Origin of the sequence: Streptomyces sp. NBC_00223 (genome assembly GCF_036199905.1) — a bacterium.
In the GTDB taxonomy this organism is placed as follows: domain Bacteria; phylum Actinomycetota; class Actinomycetes; order Streptomycetales; family Streptomycetaceae; genus Actinacidiphila.
The window spans coordinates 4,929,311-4,945,600 of sequence record NZ_CP108109.1 but is presented as its reverse complement, the minus strand read 5'-3'; the positions used below and the strand labels follow the sequence as shown (position 1 = coordinate 4,945,600).

At 70.6% G+C, this 16,290-nt stretch carries 14 protein-coding genes; 4 read left to right on the top strand and 10 right to left on the bottom strand.

All coding sequences use genetic code 11. The features are described 5' to 3' along the window. Positions 1-44: 44 nt before the first annotated feature. A complete protein-coding gene (gene mqnP / locus OHA30_RS20895) occupies positions 45-953 on the bottom strand; it encodes a menaquinone biosynthesis prenyltransferase MqnP (protein ID WP_328917927.1) in 909 nt (302 codons plus the stop codon). An 85-nt stretch (positions 954-1,038) separates the two neighbouring features. Further along, positions 1,039-2,496, bottom strand: a complete 1,458-nt coding sequence (locus OHA30_RS20890) for a menaquinone biosynthesis decarboxylase (RefSeq protein WP_328915388.1) — start codon at positions 2,494-2,496, stop codon at positions 1,039-1,041. A 146-nt stretch (positions 2,497-2,642) separates the two neighbouring features. Between OHA30_RS20890 and OHA30_RS20885 the strand changes: the two genes are divergently transcribed. Further along, complete coding sequence (locus tag OHA30_RS20885) at positions 2,643-3,044, top strand: PLD nuclease N-terminal domain-containing protein (protein ID WP_328915387.1); 402 nt, start codon at positions 2,643-2,645, stop codon at positions 3,042-3,044. 3 nt (positions 3,045-3,047) lie between these two features. Here OHA30_RS20885 and ccsB read toward each other — a convergent pair whose 3' ends face one another. The 7 genes from ccsB to hemL all read right to left on the bottom strand — a co-directional run bounded on the left by ccsB (position 3,048) and on the right by hemL (position 11,166). Further along, positions 3,048-4,136, bottom strand: a complete 1,089-nt coding sequence (ccsB, locus tag OHA30_RS20880; RefSeq protein WP_328915386.1) for a c-type cytochrome biogenesis protein CcsB — start codon at positions 4,134-4,136, stop codon at positions 3,048-3,050. Next, positions 4,133-6,028, bottom strand: coding sequence for a cytochrome c biogenesis protein ResB (locus OHA30_RS20875; protein ID WP_328915385.1), 1,896 nt, complete (start codon positions 6,026-6,028; stop codon positions 4,133-4,135). The genes ccsB and OHA30_RS20875 overlap by 4 nt, the downstream gene beginning before the upstream one ends. A 4-nt stretch (positions 6,029-6,032) precedes the next feature. After that, positions 6,033-6,806: a cytochrome c biogenesis CcdA family protein gene (locus tag OHA30_RS20870; protein ID WP_328915384.1), complete on the bottom strand. Its 774-nt coding sequence runs from the start codon at positions 6,804-6,806 to the stop codon at positions 6,033-6,035. A gap of 1 nt (position 6,807) precedes the next feature. Beyond that, positions 6,808-7,416: a TlpA family protein disulfide reductase gene (locus OHA30_RS20865; RefSeq protein ID WP_328915383.1), complete on the bottom strand. Its 609-nt coding sequence runs from the start codon at positions 7,414-7,416 to the stop codon at positions 6,808-6,810. An 83-nt stretch (positions 7,417-7,499) separates the two neighbouring features. Next, positions 7,500-8,888: a hypothetical protein gene (locus tag OHA30_RS20860; RefSeq protein ID WP_328917926.1), complete on the bottom strand. Its 1,389-nt coding sequence runs from the start codon at positions 8,886-8,888 to the stop codon at positions 7,500-7,502. Positions 8,889-9,130: 242 nt separating this feature from the next. Next, entirely contained in the window at positions 9,131-9,778 is a 648-nt protein-coding gene (locus OHA30_RS20855) for a histidine phosphatase family protein (protein ID WP_328917925.1), read from the bottom strand. Positions 9,779-9,858: 80 nt separating this feature from the next. Then, the gene (hemL, locus tag OHA30_RS20850; RefSeq protein ID WP_328915382.1) at positions 9,859-11,166 is read right to left on the bottom strand and encodes a glutamate-1-semialdehyde 2,1-aminomutase; all 1,308 of its coding nucleotides are present in this window, start codon (positions 11,164-11,166) and stop codon (positions 9,859-9,861) included. Positions 11,167-11,272: 106 nt separating this feature from the next. Between hemL and OHA30_RS20845 the strand changes: the two genes are divergently transcribed. After that, positions 11,273-11,875, top strand: a complete 603-nt coding sequence (locus OHA30_RS20845; protein WP_328915381.1) for a hypothetical protein — start codon at positions 11,273-11,275, stop codon at positions 11,873-11,875. A 220-nt stretch (positions 11,876-12,095) separates the two neighbouring features. On the opposite strand, the gene OHA30_RS20840 is transcribed toward OHA30_RS20845, so the two are convergent. Next, positions 12,096-14,165, bottom strand: a complete 2,070-nt coding sequence (locus OHA30_RS20840; RefSeq protein ID WP_405785507.1) for a glycosyl hydrolase family 28-related protein — start codon at positions 14,163-14,165, stop codon at positions 12,096-12,098. A gap of 432 nt (positions 14,166-14,597) precedes the next feature. Here OHA30_RS20840 and OHA30_RS20835 point away from each other — a divergent pair, with 432 nt between their 5' ends. Beyond that, complete coding sequence (locus tag OHA30_RS20835; RefSeq protein WP_328915379.1) at positions 14,598-15,266, top strand: cyclodeaminase/cyclohydrolase family protein; 669 nt, start codon at positions 14,598-14,600, stop codon at positions 15,264-15,266. Continuing rightward, a complete protein-coding gene (locus OHA30_RS20830; RefSeq protein WP_328915378.1) occupies positions 15,263-16,138 on the top strand; it encodes a bifunctional 5,10-methylenetetrahydrofolate dehydrogenase/5,10-methenyltetrahydrofolate cyclohydrolase in 876 nt (291 codons plus the stop codon). Before OHA30_RS20835 ends, OHA30_RS20830 begins: the two co-directional genes overlap by 4 nt. The last annotated feature ends 152 nt before the right edge of the window (positions 16,139-16,290 follow it).

Sequence of the window (16,290 nt, the reverse complement as noted above, 5' to 3'; positions counted from 1 at the left end):
TCCGTACGGCCCGTGGGGGCCGCCCTGCCGCGTACGACCGCCCGCTACCAGCCCAGCCCGCGCGCGACCAGATCGAGCAGCGCGAAGACGAAGAGCGTGATGCCGATGATCCCGTTCACCGTGAAGAACGCCCGGTTGAGCCGGCTCAGGTCGTGCGGCTTCACGATCGAGTGCTCGTAGAGGAAGGCCCCGGCCACCACCGCCAGGCCCACCCACCAGAAGGCGCCCGCGTCCGTCGCCAGCCCGTACCAGACGAGCAGTCCGGTGGTGACGACATGGCAGACCCGGGCGCCGTACAGCGCGGCCGGGATGCCGAAGCGCGCGGGCACCGACTTCACTCCGTGCGCCCGGTCGGCGGCCACGTCCTGGCAGCCGAAGATCAGGTCGAACCCGCCGATCCACACGCCCACCGCGAGCCCGAGGATCACCGCGTCCCACGACCAGGTACCGGTCACCGCGAGCCAGGCCCCGATCGGGCCCATCGCCTGCGCCACCCCGAGGATCGCGTGCGGGAAGTGGGTGAACCGCTTGCCGTACGGATAGACCACCATCGGCACCACCGCGACCGGCGCGAGCGCCAGGCACAGCGGGTTGAGCAGCGCGGCCGCGCCCAGGAACACCACGACGGCGACCAGCGCGCCCGTCCACGCCGACCGTACGGACAGCGCCCCGGTGACCAGCTCACGGGTCGCGGTACGGGGGTTGCGGGCGTCGATCTCGCGGTCGATGATCCGGTTGCACGCCATGGCGAAGGTCCGCAGACCCACCATCGCGACGGTGACCAGCAGCAGATCGGCCCACCGCACCGAGCCGCTGTCCCGGAACATCGCGGTGAGCGCCGCGATGTACGCGAACGGCAGCGCGAACACGGAGTGCTCGATCATCACCAGCCGCAGGAACGCGGACACGCCGCCGTTCACCGGCCGCGGCCCGGGTCGGCCGCTCTCAAGAATCGCCTCGCCGCTCACAGCCCCGGATCATCCCCGTACGCACGGGGAGCAGGTGCGGCGTGTCCTGTCCTCATCATCGGCTCTTGCCTCACAGCCCGTATTCCTTCCAGCGTTTGGTCACCCGATCGTGGGTCTCCGGGTCGGAGACCACCATCTCCGGCCAGCCGCCGTCACGCGTGTAGCCCTCCTCGGGCAGTTTGCGCGTCGCGTCGATGCCCGCCTTGCCGCCCCAGAACTGCTGGTACGACGAGTGGTCCAGGTGGTCGACCGGGCCCTCGACGACGGTCAGGTCCCGGGCGTAGTCGGTGTTGCCCAGCGCCCGCCAGGCCACCTCGTGCAGATCGTGCACATCGCAGTCCGCGTCCACCACGACGATCAGCTTGGTAAGCGACATCATGTGGGCGCCCCAGATCGCGTGCATCGTCTTCTGCGCGTGCTTGGGGTACTTCTTGTCGATCGAGACGATCGCGCAGTTGTGGAAGCCGCCCGCCTCCGGCAGGTGGTAGTCCACGATGTCCGGCACGATGATCTTGAGCAGCGGCAGGAAGAACCGCTCGGTGGCCCGGCCCAGCGGCCCGTCCTCGGTCGGCGGCCGGCCGACCACGATCGACTGGAAGAGCGGGCGCCTGCGCATCGTCACGCAGTCGACGGTCAGCGCGGGGAAGGGCTCCTGCGGGGTGTAGAAGCCGGTGTGGTCGCCGAACGGCCCCTCCGGCAGCGTCTTCCCGGGCTCCAGCCACCCTTCGAGCACCACCTCGGCCGCGGCCGGCACCTGGAGCGGCACGGTCTTGCAGTCCACCATCTCCACCCGCTTGCCCTGCACGAACCCGGCGAAGAGATATTCGTCGATGTCCCCGGGCAGCGGCGCGGTCGAGGCGTACGTCACGGCGGGCGGGCAGCCGAAGGCGATGGCGACCGGCAGCCGCTCCCCGCGGCGCTGGGCGACCTGGTAGTGGTTGCGGCTGTCCTTGTGGATCTGCCAGTGCATGCCGATCGTGCGGCGGTCGTGCCGCTGGAGCCGGTAGAGGCCGAGGTTGCGCACTCCGGACTCGGGGTCCTTGGTGTGCGTCAGCCCGAGGTTGAAGAAGGACCCGCCGTCCTGCGGCCAGGTGAAGAGCGCGGGCAGCGTCTCCAGGTCCACGTCGTCCCCGGTGAGCACGACCTCCTGGACGGGCGCGTCCCCTGACTTCACCTTCTTCGGCGGCACGTGCATCATCCCGGCGAGCTTGCCGAACGCCTCGCGCACCCCGACGAAGCCGTGCGGGAGTTCGGGCTTGAGCAGCCCGGCGATCTTGTCGCTGATGTCGGAGTACGCGGTCAGACCGAGCGCCTTGAGCAGCCGGCGGTCGGTGCCGTAGACGTTCATCGCCAGGGGCGCGACCGAGCCGCGGACGTTCTCGAAGAGCAGCGCGGGGCCGCCGGCCTTGTTGACCCGGTCGGTGATCTCCCCGACCTCCAGATACGGGTCGACCTCGGCGGTGATCCGCTTGAGGTCGCCGTCCTTCTCCAGGGCCCGGAGGAACGAGCGGAGATCGTCGTAAGCCATGCGCCACAGTCTTCCATCCCGCCCGAGCGGCCGACGCCCGGGCCGTCCGTGCCCCGCGCGGCGGGCCGGTCGTACCGGCTGGCTACCCTGGTGCACTGTCGTGGGGGCGGTCGGCGCCCCCGAATTCCCGGGGGGAATCCCAACTCATGCTGCGGTACACGCCGTACCTGCTGGTCCTCGCACTATGGATCTACGCCTTCGTGGACTGCCTCAACACCCCCGAGCGGGAGGTGCGCGGGCTGCCGAAGGTGGTGTGGGTGCTCATCATCCTGTTCTTCGGCGAGGTCCTGATCGGGCCCATAGCCTGGCTGGTCGCGGGCAAGCGGCGGGCCGGACAACCCGCGCCCGCCGGTGCCACCCCGTCCGAGTGGCACCGCGAGCACCGCCAGGAATGGATCGCGCCGGACGACAACCCGGAGTTCCTGCGCTCCCTCAAGGAGGAGAACCGCAAGGACGAGGCCATGCTCAAGGACTGGGAGGCCGATCTGCGCCGCCGCGAGGAGGAGCTGCGGCGGCGCGAGGGCGGTCCCTCCTCCGACGGCGAGTAGGGCTCAGACCCCGGCGTAGGAGTGCTTGCCGGTGACGAAGATGTTCACGCCGTAGTAGTTGAACAGGAAGCACGCGAAGGCGATCAGCGCCAGGTACGCGGCCTTGCGGCCCTTCCACCCGGCGGTCGCGCGGGCGTGCAGATAACCGGCGTACGCGACCCAGGTGATGAACGACCAGGTCTCCTTGGGGTCCCACTCCCAGTAGTGGCCCCACGCGGCCTGCGCCCAGATCGCGCCCGCGATGATGGTGAACGTCCACAGCGGGAAGACCAGGGCGTTCATCCGGTAGGAGAACTTGTCCAGGGTCGCGGCGGCCGGCAGCCGCCGCAGCACGTCGCCCCAGCGGCCGTTCTGCTCGCCGCCCTCGGTCAGCGCCACCTCGTAGCGGTCACGGACCAGGTAGAGCACCGAGCCGACGGCCGCCAGATAGAAGACCGCGCCGGAGATGATCGCGCACGATACGTGGATCCACAGCCAGTACGAGTGCAGCGCGGGCACCAGCTGGTCGCTGGAGGTGTAGAGCACCGACAGCGCCAGGCCCAGGTCGAGCAGGACCGAGGTGGTCAGGAAGAGCCCGATCCAGCGGACGTCCTTCTTCAGGGCGAGCAGCACCAGATACGCGCCGACGGCGACCATGCCGAACGTCGTCGAGAACTCGTACATGTTGCCCCAGGGGGCGCGCTGCACGGAGGCCGCGCGGAAGACGACGCCGCCCAGGTGCAGCAGCCAGGCCAGCACGGTGAAGGAGACCGCGATCCGGCCGTACAGATCGCCCTTCTCGGTGCCGCCGGCCGCGCCCGGGCCGTCCGCGATGCCGCGGTCGCTCGCCGAGGCGCGGGTGATGACCTTGGGCCGCTCCAGGGTGGTGGTGCCGCCGCCGCGGGCGTCCTTCACCGTGACCGAGGGGACCGCGCCGCCCGCCGCCGCCTGGGTGACGAGGGCGGCCGACTGGACGGCGACCTTGCTGCGACCGCCGAAGACCCACTCGGCCAGATGCCCGAGGAAGGCGAGCGCGTAGACGAACATCGCCGAGCGGATCAGATAGTTGCTGTAGTTCGCGAAGTTCTCGTTGACCGCGGCCGCGATGTTCACGCGCGGGCTCCTTCGTCGTCTGTCAGGGAAGTGGGGTCTGCCGCGCCTTCGGGGGTGCGCGGGCCGGGATCACCGTCGTGCTCCGCCGGGTCCGGTTCCGGTTTCAGGGGGGCGTCGGGCACGAGCTGCATGGCCACGTCGCCGATCTCGTCGGCGATCCGCGCCGACTCGCTGCGGCCGAGACCGCCCAGCTCGACCAGGGTGTCGCCGTCGGCGCCGCGGACCGCGCGCACCCAGATCCGGCGGCGCTGGATGAACAGCGACATCGCCAGGCCCAGGATCGCGCAGGCACCGCTGATCAGCGCCGACTCATTGCCCGCCTGGTGGGAGATGGTGAAGCTGGCCCAGGTCTTGACGCCGTCGAAGGTCAGCGAGCCCTCCCCGTTCGGCAGGGGGATGACTCCGCCCGGCTTGATGACGAGGGCGTTGACGCCGGTCTTCGTGCCGAGCTGGTACTGCTTCATGCCCGTCAGGTCGAGCTGGTAGACGTTCTGCGCGACGCCCGTCTCCATGCCGAGGTCACCGTGGTAGGCGGTGAGCCACAGCAGCGGCTGGGCCAGGTCGGGGAAGAGCGAGATCGGGCCTCGGCTGGGGTCGCCGGTCGGGGTGAAGAAGCCCTTGAACGCGATCTGGTCGGGCTTGCCGTTCTTGTCGATCGCGTCCGGGACCTTGACGACTCCGGTCGACGTCAGATTGCTGTCCTGCGGCAGGAAGGGCACCGGGCCCTTGTAGGCGACCTGGCCCGACCCGTCGCGGACGGTCACCACGGGCGCGTATCCGTGCGCGATCAGATAAACCTTCTCGCCGCCGATGCTCAGCGGGTGGTTGACCTCGATCGAGCCCTTGACGGGCTTGCCGTCGACACCGTTCCAGTAGTGGATGTTGGCCCGGAACGTCCGGGCGGTGCCCTTCTCCGGACCGGAGGTGGCGTAGGAGGCGGAGAAGCTCTCCAGGTCGAAGCCGAACGGCTGGAGGTCGTCGGCGTCGTAGAGCGTGCCGGGCGCGAAGTCGTCGTAGAGCGTCACGTTGTTGACGAAGCTCTCGCCCTCGACGAGCAGCCGGCCGCCCTCGGCCTTGTTGAGCGAGGTGACCGCGAAGGAGATCAGCAGGCCGAAGAGCGCCACATGGAAGAGCAGATTGCCGGCCTCGCGCAGATAGCCCTTCTCGGCGGCCACCGAGCCGCCGTCCTCGGCCAGGCTGGTACGGAACCTGCGCCCGCGCAGCGCCTTGCGGGCCGCCTCGGTGACCTGCTCCGGGCTCGCGTCGGTGCGCCAGGTGCTGTACGCGGGCAGCCGGGTCAGATGGCGGGGGGCGGCCGGCGGCCTGGCCCGCAGCTGTCCGACGAACTGCCAGGTGCGCGGGACGATGCAGCCCGCGAGCGAGACGAACAGCAGGATGTAGATCGCCGAGAACCACGGCGAGCTGTACACGTGGAACAGGCCCAGCCGGTCGTACAGCGGGCTGACGTCGGGGTGCGCCTTCCGGAACGCCTCGACCTTGAGCGCGTTGCTGTTCTGCGGGATCAGCGAGCCGGGGATCGCGGCCAGCGACAGCAGGAAGAGCAGGATCAGGGCGATCCGCATCGAGGTGAGCTGCCGCCACATCCAGCGCGTCCAGCCCAGTACACCGAGGCCGGGGGTGCTGTTCAGGGTGTCGACGGGCTGGGTGCTGAGCTGCGCGCCCGCGGCGCCGAGGCCGTCGGCGGGCTCGGCGTCCACGCCCGTACCGCCGCCGGTCGCCGGGCCGCCGACGGCCCCGGCGGCACCGGCGGCACCGGCGGCACCGGTGGCCGCAGCGGTCTCAGCCGTCTCGGCGGCCCCTGTGTCCCTGGCGTCCCTGGTGTCCTCAGGGGCAGGCCCTTCGTCACGGCCCGGCTTGTGCGTGATGCTCATGGGTTCAGATCCCTGGGGAGAAGCCGGTTGACCAGACCTGCATCTGGTTGGTGATGTGGTCCCAGACGCCGGTGACGAGCAGGACGCCCACCGCGACGAGCATGCTGCCGCCGATCCGCGTGACCCACGCGTAGTGGCGCTTGACCCACCCGAAGGCGCCCAGCGTACGGCGGAAGGCGACGGCGGCCACGATGAACGGCACACCGAGGCCGAGGCAGTAGAAGACCATCAGCAGCGCGCCCCGCCCGGCGCTGGCGTTGGTGAACGACAGGCTCTGCACGGCGGCGAGGGTCGGCCCGACGCAGGGCGTCCAGCCCAGGCCGAACAGCACGCCCAGCAGCGGCGCCCCGGCCAGGCCCATCGCGGGCTTGAAGTGGAAGCGGAACTCGCGCTGGGTGAGGCCGCCCACGAATCCCATGAAGGCCAGGCCGAGCACTATGGTGATCGCGCCGAAGATCCGGGTGAGGACCAGCCGGTGCACCTGGAGTTCCCAGCCGAAGTTGCCGAAGAGCGCGCCCCCGGAGACGAACACCGCGCTGAAGCCGATGACGAACAGCAGCGCGCCCGCGACCATCCGGCCCCGCTTGGCCTCGGCCAGATCGGTGCCGGTCATCCCGGTCACGTACGACAGATAGCCCGGCACCAGGGGCAGGACGCACGGCGAGAAGAAGGAGATCAGCCCGGCCAACATGGCGACCGGTACCGCGGCCAGCAGGGCTCCGTTGAGCACCGTGTGCGTGGGGTCGACCGCGAGGACGGTCAGCGCGCTGTCCGGCACGTCACTTCTCCGCGGCGATCGGGTCGATCAGCTGGTTCAGCTCGTCCACGCTGAGGGCCTTGAGCGCCCGGGCCGCGAGCCGCCCCTGCCGGTCGACGACGAGGGTCGCGGGCAGCGACTGCGGGTTGAGGCTGCCCTTGGGGAAGCGCAGGATCTGCTTGCCGTACGGGTCGTACAGACTCGGGTACGGGATCTTGAAGCGGCTGTCGAAGCGGGCGCCGTTGGAGGGGCTGTCGTCGCGGGTGTTGATGCCGAGGAACTGCACGCCCTTGGCGACGTCGGCATTGGCCACCTGGGCCAGGTTGGGCGCCTCGGCGCGGCAGGGGGCGCACCAGGAGCCCCAGATGTTGATGACGACGACCTTGCCCCTGTAGGCCGCCAGGCTGTCCTGGCCGCCGGCCACGGTCGGGCCCGACAGATCGGGGGCCGGCTTGCGGTCGGCGGGCTTGATGAAGCTGATCTGGCCGCTGCCGCCGACGAAGTTGGAGTTGTCGGCCCCGGACGACATGCCGGTCGAGCAGGCCGCGATCGTGAGCGCCAGCGCCGCGGCCCCGACCAGCGCCGCCGCGCTGCGGAGAGAACGGCGTCGGAGGGCGCGCGTAGGACTCATGTGAAAAGTTTCGCATGGGTCTTCGGGCGATCTTTCCCGCCCCCGACGCCAACACCAAAAACGGCAATTGCCCCAAGTAAGGATCAGGTAGCCGCGGTGGCCCCGGCCGTCGCGGTCCCGGTGGCGCCCTGGGTGACCGTGCCCTGGTCGGGGGCGTCACCCGAGCCCGAACCGCCGCCCGTGGCGCCGGGGCCGGTGCCCGGGGCCACGGTGGGCGCGCCCAGGAACTGCGCCCAGCCGGCGCTCGGCTTCTGGCCGACCTCCAGCGTGCGCAGCTTGTCGAGCACCGCCGGGTCCTGCGCGTCCAGCCAGTCCACGAACTGCCGGAAGGAGACCATCCGGACGTCCTGGTGGCCCTGCGAGGCGATGTGCTTAAGCGTTTCTTCAACGGCGTCCATATAGATGCCGCCGTTCCACTGCTCGAAGTGGTTGCCGATGTAGAAGGGCGCGCGGTTGGTCTCGTAGGCCCGCTGGAAGCCCGCGATGTACGAGGCGGTGGCCTGCGAGCGCCAGCCGGGGTAGTTGCGCGGGTCGGAGGAGGTGGCCGCGTGGGACTGGTTGGCCAGCATGTTGTAGTCCATCGAGAGCACTTCGAACTTGTGCCCGGGGAACGGGATCAGCTGGAGCGGCAGGTCCCACACGCCCTGGCGCTTGGCGGGCCAGATCTGGTCGCCGCCCGGGGAGCTGCAGTCGTACCGCCAGCCCAGCGCCGAGGCGGTCGGCAGCAGGTTGTCCTGGCCGAGCAGGCACGGGGTGCGGCCGCCGACCAGCTCATGCGCGTAGTCGAAGGGCAGCGGCTCCTCGTCGTGCCAGCCGGTGTTCGTCTTCCACTGGGTGACGAAGGACACGGCCTGGTCGATCTCGCTCTTCCAGTCCTCGGGCGTCCAGCGGCCGACGCTGCCGCTGCCCGCGCAGAAGTGGCCGTTGAAGTGGGTGCCGATCTCATGGCCCTCCGCCCACGCCTGGCGGAGGTTGTCCAGCGTCATCCGGATGTGCTCGTCCTTGAGGTATCCGATGTCGGAGGCGCCGAGCGGGCTGTTCGGGGGCGCGTACCGGAGCTTCTTGTCCTCGGGCAGCAGATAGAGGCCGGACAGGAAGAAGCTCATCTTGGCGCCGTGGTCGTTGGCGAGCTTGCGGAAGCGGGGGAAGAGGCCGTTGCCGATCTCGCCCGCGCCGTCCCAGGAGAAGATCACGAACTGCGGGGGCGTCTGGCCGGGCTCCAGCCGGTCGATCGCCGGCTGGCCGTTCTGCGGGCCGGTGTCGGCGGTCGAGCCGTCACCGATCAGCCGGATCTCCGCGGGGGCGGGCGCGGGGGCCTTGCGGCCGGTGCCGCCGGAGTGCCGGCCGGCCGCGGACCCGCTCGGCGACGGGCCGGACAGTCCCCCGGTGTGCGAGCCGCAGCCCGTGACGGCCAGCGCGGCGGCCGCTCCCGCGGTGGTGGTCAGCAGAGTTCTTCGGCTCATGGCACCCATGTGCAGTCCCCGTCTCTCGGCTTCTCCGGCGTACTCGGTGGAGAGCGGTGTGGTGGTCACCCCCCATGACGTTCACAGGTTCCTCATGGTTACGACCCACTCGGCAAAACTTCGCAGACTGCCCCCTAACGGCCCACCGACGTCACCGCATCGCCCGTCCGTACTCCCCCTTTCAGGTGAAAACCCCCTCCCTGAAGAGGGAGGGGGTCGCGGTAGTCGCTTCCGGAACGCGGGGGCCGCCGCTATGCTCCGGCCGCCTTCTGGCCGCCCTTGACCGGCTTCGCGCCCGCCCGCAGATGCGCCGGTACCAGATCGATGGCCGGTTCGCTGTAGCCGACCGAGACGATCCGGTTGCCCTGGAAGGTGAAGCTGGTGAGGCTGGCCAGCGTGCACTGCCGCCGCCGCGGGTCGTGCCACAGCCGGCGCCGCTCGGCGAAGGACCGGACGACCCAGATCGGCAGCTGGTGGCTGACGCACACCGCCTCGTGCCCGCGGGCCGCGTCCCGGGCCGCGCCGAGCGCGCCCATCATCCGTACGACCTGCTCGACATAGGGCTCGCCCCAGCTGGGCTTGAACGGGTTGACCAGGTACTTCCAGTTCGCGGGCTTGCGCAGCGCGCCGTCGCCGACGCCGAAGGTCTTGCCCTCGAAGATGTTCGCGGCCTCGATCAGCCGGTCGTCGGTGGCCAGGTCGAGGCCGTGCGACTTGGCGATCGGCGTGGCCGTCTCCTGGGCGCGCTCCAGCGGCGACGCGACGACATGGGTGATGTCCCGCCCGGCCAGGTGCTCGGCGACCCGGTCGGCCATCTGCCGGCCCAGCTCGGACAGGTGATAGCCGGGGCTGCGGCCGTAGAGCACACCGCCGGGGTTGTGCACCTCGCCGTGCCGCATCAGATGGACGACGGTCAGTTCCGCGTGCTGTTCCGCGTTCTGTTCCGCGTTCAGTTCTGCGTTCTGCTCTGCGTTGCTGCTCATGCGGTGGCCTCCGCTGCGGCACGTGCGGCGGCGGGCAGCGCGGCGGCGATCCGCTCCACGGCCCGCTCGTCGTGTGCGGTCGACACGAACCAGGACTCGAACGCGGACGGCGGCAGGTACACGCCCCGCGCCAGCATCGCGTGGAAGAACGCGGTGAAGCGGAAGGCCTGCTGCCGTTTCGCGTCCTCGAAGTCACGGACCTCGTCGTCCGTGAAGAAGACGGAGAACATATTGCCCGCCGTCTGCACCCGGTGGGCGACCCCCTCCTTGCCGAGCGCCTCGCTCACCAGCCCGCGGACCTCGGCGGACACCGCGTCGACGGTCGCGTACGCCGCCGCGTCCAGCAGCCGCAGCTGGGCGAGGCCCGCGGCGGTGGCGATCGGATTGCCCGACAGCGTGCCCGCCTGGTAGACGGGCCCGGCCGGCGCGAGCAGCGCCATCACGTCCGCGCGGCCGCCGAACGCCGCCGCGGGGAAGCCGCCGCCCATGACCTTGCCGAAGGTCATCAGATCGGGGCGCACCCCGTCGATCCCGTACCAGCCCGCCGCGCTGACCCGGAAGCCGGTCATCACCTCGTCGGAGATGTAGAGCGCGCCCGCGTCCGCGCACGCCTGCTTGAGCAGCGCGTTGAAGTCGTCACGCGGCGGCACGACACCCATGTTGCCCGGCGACGCCTCCGTGATGACGCAGGCGATCTCCCCGGGGTTCGCGGCGAACGCGGCCCGTACCGCCTCGATGTCGTTGTACGGCAATACGATCGTGTCCCCGGCCTGGGCGCCCGTCACCCCAGGGGTGTCAGGCAACCCGAAAGTGGCAACCCCGGAACCCGCGGCGGCCAGCAGCGCGTCCACATGACCGTGATAGCAGCCCGCGAACTTCACCACCTTCGCCCGCCCGGTGAATCCACGGGCCAGCCGGATCGCCGACATGGTCGCCTCGGTGCCGGACGACACCAGCCTTACCCGGTCCAGCGGCTCGACCCGGGCCACCATCGCCTCGGCGAGCGCCACTTCACCCTCACTGGGCGTGCCGAAGGAGGTACCCTTGGTCACGGCGGCCTGTACGGCCGCGATCACCTCGGGGTGCGCGTGGCCGAGGATCATCGGCCCCCACGAGCACACGAGGTCGACGTACTCCCGCCCGTCGGCGTCGGTCAGCCAGGGGCCGGCACCGGAGACCATGAACCGGGGCGTGCCGCCCACGGCACGGAACGCCCGTACCGGAGAGTTCACGCCTCCTGGCGTCACGGCCGCCGCGCGGTCGAAGAGTTCCTGGGACACTGGTGCTTCGTACGGATAGCTCACAGGCACACTCTCTCAAACGCCGGGCGTTGCGCGGCAACGTCTCAACACGGCATCTGAGACGATGATCGGGTTGCATGGTTGGGTCAGCGGATGGTCGGGTAGTGGAATGCAGCAGCGTGGTGGCGGACCGGGCGAAGGGTCGGGCGATCGCGAACCCGAGCACACCCGCCCGACCGGCAGGCGTCGCCGTCCCGCCGACCACGCACCAGACAATCGTTCATACGAAGCGGCCGAGCGTCGTTCAACCGCAGAGGGCAGGAGCAGGGGTGGCCGAGTGGGGGTGACCTACAAGTACTTCGGCGCACCCGACGGTGCCACCGCGGCACGCGTTCCGATCTCCATGCGCCCCGAGGAACTCGGCGGCGACGAACTCGGCCACGGCATGTACACCAAGGTCAAGCCGGAGACGATGGCCGCGATGGTCCTCACCGGCATCGAGGGCATACCTCCGTCGAAGGTCCCCCCGCTCGAACTCGTCGTGCTGCACCCCGACTACGCGGTGGTCCGGCTGCCGGCCTCCGTCGTCGACCCGCTGCGGACCGCCAACGAGGAGTCCCTCGGCGCCGCCGCCTTCATCTGGTCGACCGTCCCCGACCGGCGCGGGCCGCGCGACGCGTTCGTCATCTACCAGATGCTGCACGAGTGGCAGGACTTCGCCCGCCGCTGCGAGGAGTCCGGCCACCAGCTCTACTGCCTGGTCTGGCCGTAGCGTTCTGCGGCTTCCGCCCCTTTCGCCACTGGCGGGTCACCGCAGCGTCTCATAGACGCACGAGCGCCCCTTCCCTACGGTCGGTGTGCCGCCGCGCGCAGGTCCCGTACGACCCCGTCCCGCCCTCGTACGCCCCCGTTCACACGTGCGGCCGCCCGGGGAACTGGGTTCCCCGGGCGGCCGGTTGGGATCACACGTCGGTTTTCAGCTCAGGACGGGGTCACCAGGCCGTGGGGGCCGGAGGGACCACCACCGGCGGGCGGTCGTCGCAGGTGATCGTGTTGGGCAGCTCCCACGAGGCCAGCCACGGGCCGGTGGTGCCGCCGCCGTCGTTGCCGCCGAGGTCGGTCACCCCGAACTCCGAGCCGGAGGGCGCGAAGTTGAACGAGCCGCAGTTGTTGACGCCGACCGCGCCGACGTTGCGCGCGTCCACGTTCTGGAAGGTGGCGCCGCCCGCGGTCCGGGCGCTGAGCACCGACGTCCCCGTGCCGTCGACCTTGATGTCCTTGAAGTGGACATTGGTGATCGAGTACTGGTCCTTCACCGGGAAGTCGGAGACCAGCATGATCGCGTTGTAGGTGTTGTCGAGGAAGTTGTCCCCGGTCACCTGGATGTCCGCGTCGATGTTCTTCTCCAGCGCGTAGAACCAGATGGCCCCGAGGCCGATGTTCCAGTTCAGCTCGTAAGTGCCCGCGCGGACCGTGGTGTTGTTGGTGATCCACAGATGTCCGGTGAACGCCTCGGCGCCGAAGCGCGAGCCGACCTGGATCGCGCTGCCCTCCCTGATCGGGTCGGCGATCAGGTTGTTGGAGATCGTGTTGTCCGTACCGCCGTAGACGGCGACGCCGTTGGCGAGCACGGGCGTCTGCACGGTGTTGTGGTCGATCGTGTTGTTCGCGTCCTCGGTCTTCTCCGACCACAGCGCGATGCCGTCGTCACCCGAGTTGCGGACGAAGTTGTTCGAGATGGCCGAATTGGTCACGCCGGTGTGGAAGTTGATGCCGTCGGCGATCTGGTCGACGATCTCGTTGTCGGTGATCTTGAGGTTCTTCATCGGGCCGTCGAACCACATGCCGACCTTGGTGTGCTGGATGTACAGGCCGTCGATGGTCGAGTTGCTCAGCGAGCCGCCGATGCCGTTCACCTGGTCGGTGTCGATGCGCTCGCGCACATCGCCCTGGATGGCGAAGCCGGACAGGTGGACGTTCGAACTGCCGCCCGCAGAGGCGTCCTTGCCGTAGAAGCCGACACCGGTGTGCACCGAGCCGTCGGCGGCCGGCTTGCTCAGCGTGACCTGGTGGCCCTTGATGATCGTGTACCAGTTGCCCGCGCCCTCGATCGTCACGTTGTCGACGACGATGTGCCGGTTCACCTGGTACGTGCCCGGCGGGATGTAGACCTTGAGGTGGGTGAGCTTGGCGAAGGCGATGGCCTTGTCGATCGCGTCCGCGGAGTCACGGCGGCCGGTCGGGTCGGCGCCGAAGGCCAGCACGTTCGCGGCGATGAGGTCGATCTTCGGGGCGCCGACGAGCTGCGAGTCGAGCAGGTCGACGGTGGTCGTCGCCGCGCCCGCCGGGACGGTGAGCCGCACCTTGTCGCCCGCGCGGTACGTACGGCCGAGCAGCAGCCGCTGCTCGTCGTAGAAGTGGTTCGGGCGGTACGGCTTGGCGAACGTCGGGGTGGGCGTGGTGTCCTGCGGGACGCAGGCGCACTCGGTGACCCAGTAGTCGGGGTGCAGGATGTCGGCGCTCGGGTCGTTCGAGAACGGGTACAGGTTGTACAGCCACGCGTACTGCGAGGTGAGCGTCAGGGACTGCTTGGCGCCGCCGTTCACCGTCACGTTCAGCGGCGAGGTGATGCCGCCGCCGTTCGCCGCGTCCGGGATGCTGTAGCGGACGTTGATCGCGTTGGCCGCGCTCGGCAGGGTGAACTCGACGTACTGACCGGCCTTCAGGGTGACCGCCTTGCGGCCGGACGCCTCCGCGGGGAGCGTGTACGCGTCCCGGCCGGAGATCACCGTGCCGTTGGTCGCCGCGTTCTCCGCCTCCTGCTCGGCGAAGTCGACGTTCGCGCCCCGGCCCGTGACGAGCGACGGGGCGAGTGCCGCGCGGGTGACCGCGGTGGCCGAACCGGCGCCCTGCGAACCGCTGGTGCCCGTGGCGAAGGCCGGGCCGCCGGCCAGGACGCCGAGACCGGAGGCGACCGCCGTCACCGTCGCGACCACCATCGCGGCTCTTCGGCGCGGCCGGCCGGACCGACTGGTCACAGCACCTGTGATGCTCCGTGACATCGAATGCTCGATTCTCTCGGGAGGGTGAACGCCTGAGGCGCTCAACGCGGAGCGACGCCTTCAGGGTGAGGTGACATTAGGGCGCGCGCGGGCCGTTCCACAAGATTGCTGCGAGATGATTTCGCGCGTTTGACGATTAAGTTCGTTGGTCCGTCGGAATCTTTCATCCCAACCGTCAGTCGTTGCGAATCGGGCCCCAGGGGACCCAGGAGTCAGTCGGGTACGGGGCCGGATGGAGCAGGGCGGGTGAGCGGCGGTCGTCGTGGAGTCCGGCCCGCGGTCGTGGTGGAGCCCGGCCCGCGATTGCCGTGGAGTCGGGCCCGCGGTCGTCGTGGAGTCCGACCCGCGGTCGTCGTTGGGTCCGGCCCGGCGCGGCGGCCGCGCCCGTGGGTCCTCACGCCCGTAACTGGCCCGCGCCCGTAGGATCTTGGCGTGAACAGCCACGACGGTGACACGGCGGAAGGCGGCCCCGGGGTGCAGGTGCATGACGAGACGGTCGGCGGCTATCTGGAGCGGCTCGCCTCCCGCGAACCGGCGCCGGGAGGCGGCGCGGCGGCCGCCCTGCACGCGGCGCAGGGCGCGGCGCTGCTCGGGATGGTCGCCCGCTACACGACCGGCGAGAAGTACGCGGCCCACGCCGGGAAGGTCGCCGCGATCACGGCGGAGAGCGACGAACTCCGCGGCCGGGCACTGGAGTTGGTGCAGGAGGACGCCGAGGCGTTCACGGCCGTGACGGACGCGTACAAGCTGCCGCGGGCCGACGACGACCAGAAGGCCGCCCGCTCCCGGGCCATCGCGGCGGCCCTCGCCGGGGCCGCGCGCCCGCCCGCCGAGGTGATCGCGGTCGCGGCCCGGATCGTGGCGCTCGCCGAGGAGTTGCTGCCCGTCGGCAACCCGAACGTCGTGACCGATGTCGCCGCCGCCACGGAGGCGGCCCGCGCCGCGGCCACCACCGCCCGGGTGAACGTCGAGATCAACCTCGGCGGTATCAAGGACGAGACGGTACAGAGCGAACTGGCCGCCGCCGTCGCCGAAGTGGACACGCTCGCGGCCCGCGCGCAGGCCGTGACCGAGGCCGTACGCAAGGAGATCACCCGATGAGCGGGACGACCGGTTCCACCGGGGCCGCTTCGGCTGGGGCCACGCTTCTCAAGGGCGCCGCGCGCGCCGAGTCCCTGCGCGCCGAAACCCTCCGCGTCGCCAAGGAGTTGGCCGACCTCGGCGTCCAGCCCCGGCTGGCCGTGGTCGTGGCCACGGACGACGAGTCGTCGGCCTGGTACGTACGGTCCATCGCCCGGGCCGCGGCCAAGGTCGGCATCGAGTGCGACACCGTACGGCTGCCGTCGGACGCCGAACCGGCCGCGATCCGGGCCGAGTTGGTACGGCTCAGCGCGGACGCCTCGGTGCACGGGATCATCCTCCAGACGCCGTTGCCGCCGGGTGCCGTCGCCGCCGAACTGGCCGACGCCATCGCCCCGGAGAAGGACGTGGACGGCGCCAACCCGCTGAGTCTCGGCCGGTTGGCGGCGGGCCTGCCCGCCTTCGCGCCCGCGACCGCCGAGGCCGTCGTCAGCCTGCTGGACGCGCACGGGATCGAGTTGTCCGGCCGCCGGGTGGCCGTCGTCGGGCGTTCCACGGTGGTCGGCAAGCCGCTCGCCCACCTGCTGCTCGACCGCGACGCGACCGTCACCGTCTGCCACTCCCGTACGACCGACCTCGCGGCCGTGACCTCCGCCGCGGACATCGTGGTCGCGGCGGTCGGCCGGGCCGGGCTGATCCGCGCGGAGCATGTACGGCCGGGCGCGGTCGTGGTGGACGTCGGCACGAACCCCACGCCGGAGGGCGGCCTGACCGGCGACGTGGACGCGGCCTCGGTGGGCCCCAAGGCGGCGGCCCTGTCCCCCGTCCCCGGCGGCGTCGGCCCGATCACGACGGCTCTCCTCCTCCACCACACGGCCTCGGCGGCCCGCTGACCACCACCCCGGCCCTGGCGGGCCGGCCCGCCTTCCGCGCGGGGGCGGTGCGGTTCGCTTCCGCGGGAGACCGTACGCGGCACGAGGTCGATCGCCACGGCGGGCGACGGACCGCCCCTTGACGCGGGCGAAGGCACCTCGCTGTCCGCACG

Coding starts and splice junctions, on each gene's coding strand:
- OHA30_RS20845 (WP_328915381.1), top strand. CDS start 11,273: ATGCAGCAGCGTGGTGGCGGACCGGGCGAAGGGTCGGGCGATCGCGAA.
- OHA30_RS20860 (WP_328917926.1), bottom strand. CDS start 8,888: ATGGGTGCCATGAGCCGAAGAACTCTGCTGACCACCACCGCGGGAGCG.
- OHA30_RS20855 (WP_328917925.1), bottom strand. CDS start 9,778: ATGCGGCACGGCGAGGTGCACAACCCCGGCGGTGTGCTCTACGGCCGC.
- OHA30_RS20875 (WP_328915385.1), bottom strand. CDS start 6,028: ATGAGCATCACGCACAAGCCGGGCCGTGACGAAGGGCCTGCCCCTGAG.
- OHA30_RS20840 (WP_405785507.1), bottom strand. CDS start 14,165: ATGTCACGGAGCATCACAGGTGCTGTGACCAGTCGGTCCGGCCGGCCG.
- OHA30_RS20885 (WP_328915387.1), top strand. CDS start 2,643: ATGCTGCGGTACACGCCGTACCTGCTGGTCCTCGCACTATGGATCTAC.
- OHA30_RS20830 (WP_328915378.1), top strand. CDS start 15,263: ATGAGCGGGACGACCGGTTCCACCGGGGCCGCTTCGGCTGGGGCCACG.
- OHA30_RS20865 (WP_328915383.1), bottom strand. CDS start 7,416: ATGAGTCCTACGCGCGCCCTCCGACGCCGTTCTCTCCGCAGCGCGGCG.
- OHA30_RS20890 (WP_328915388.1), bottom strand. CDS start 2,496: ATGGCTTACGACGATCTCCGCTCGTTCCTCCGGGCCCTGGAGAAGGAC.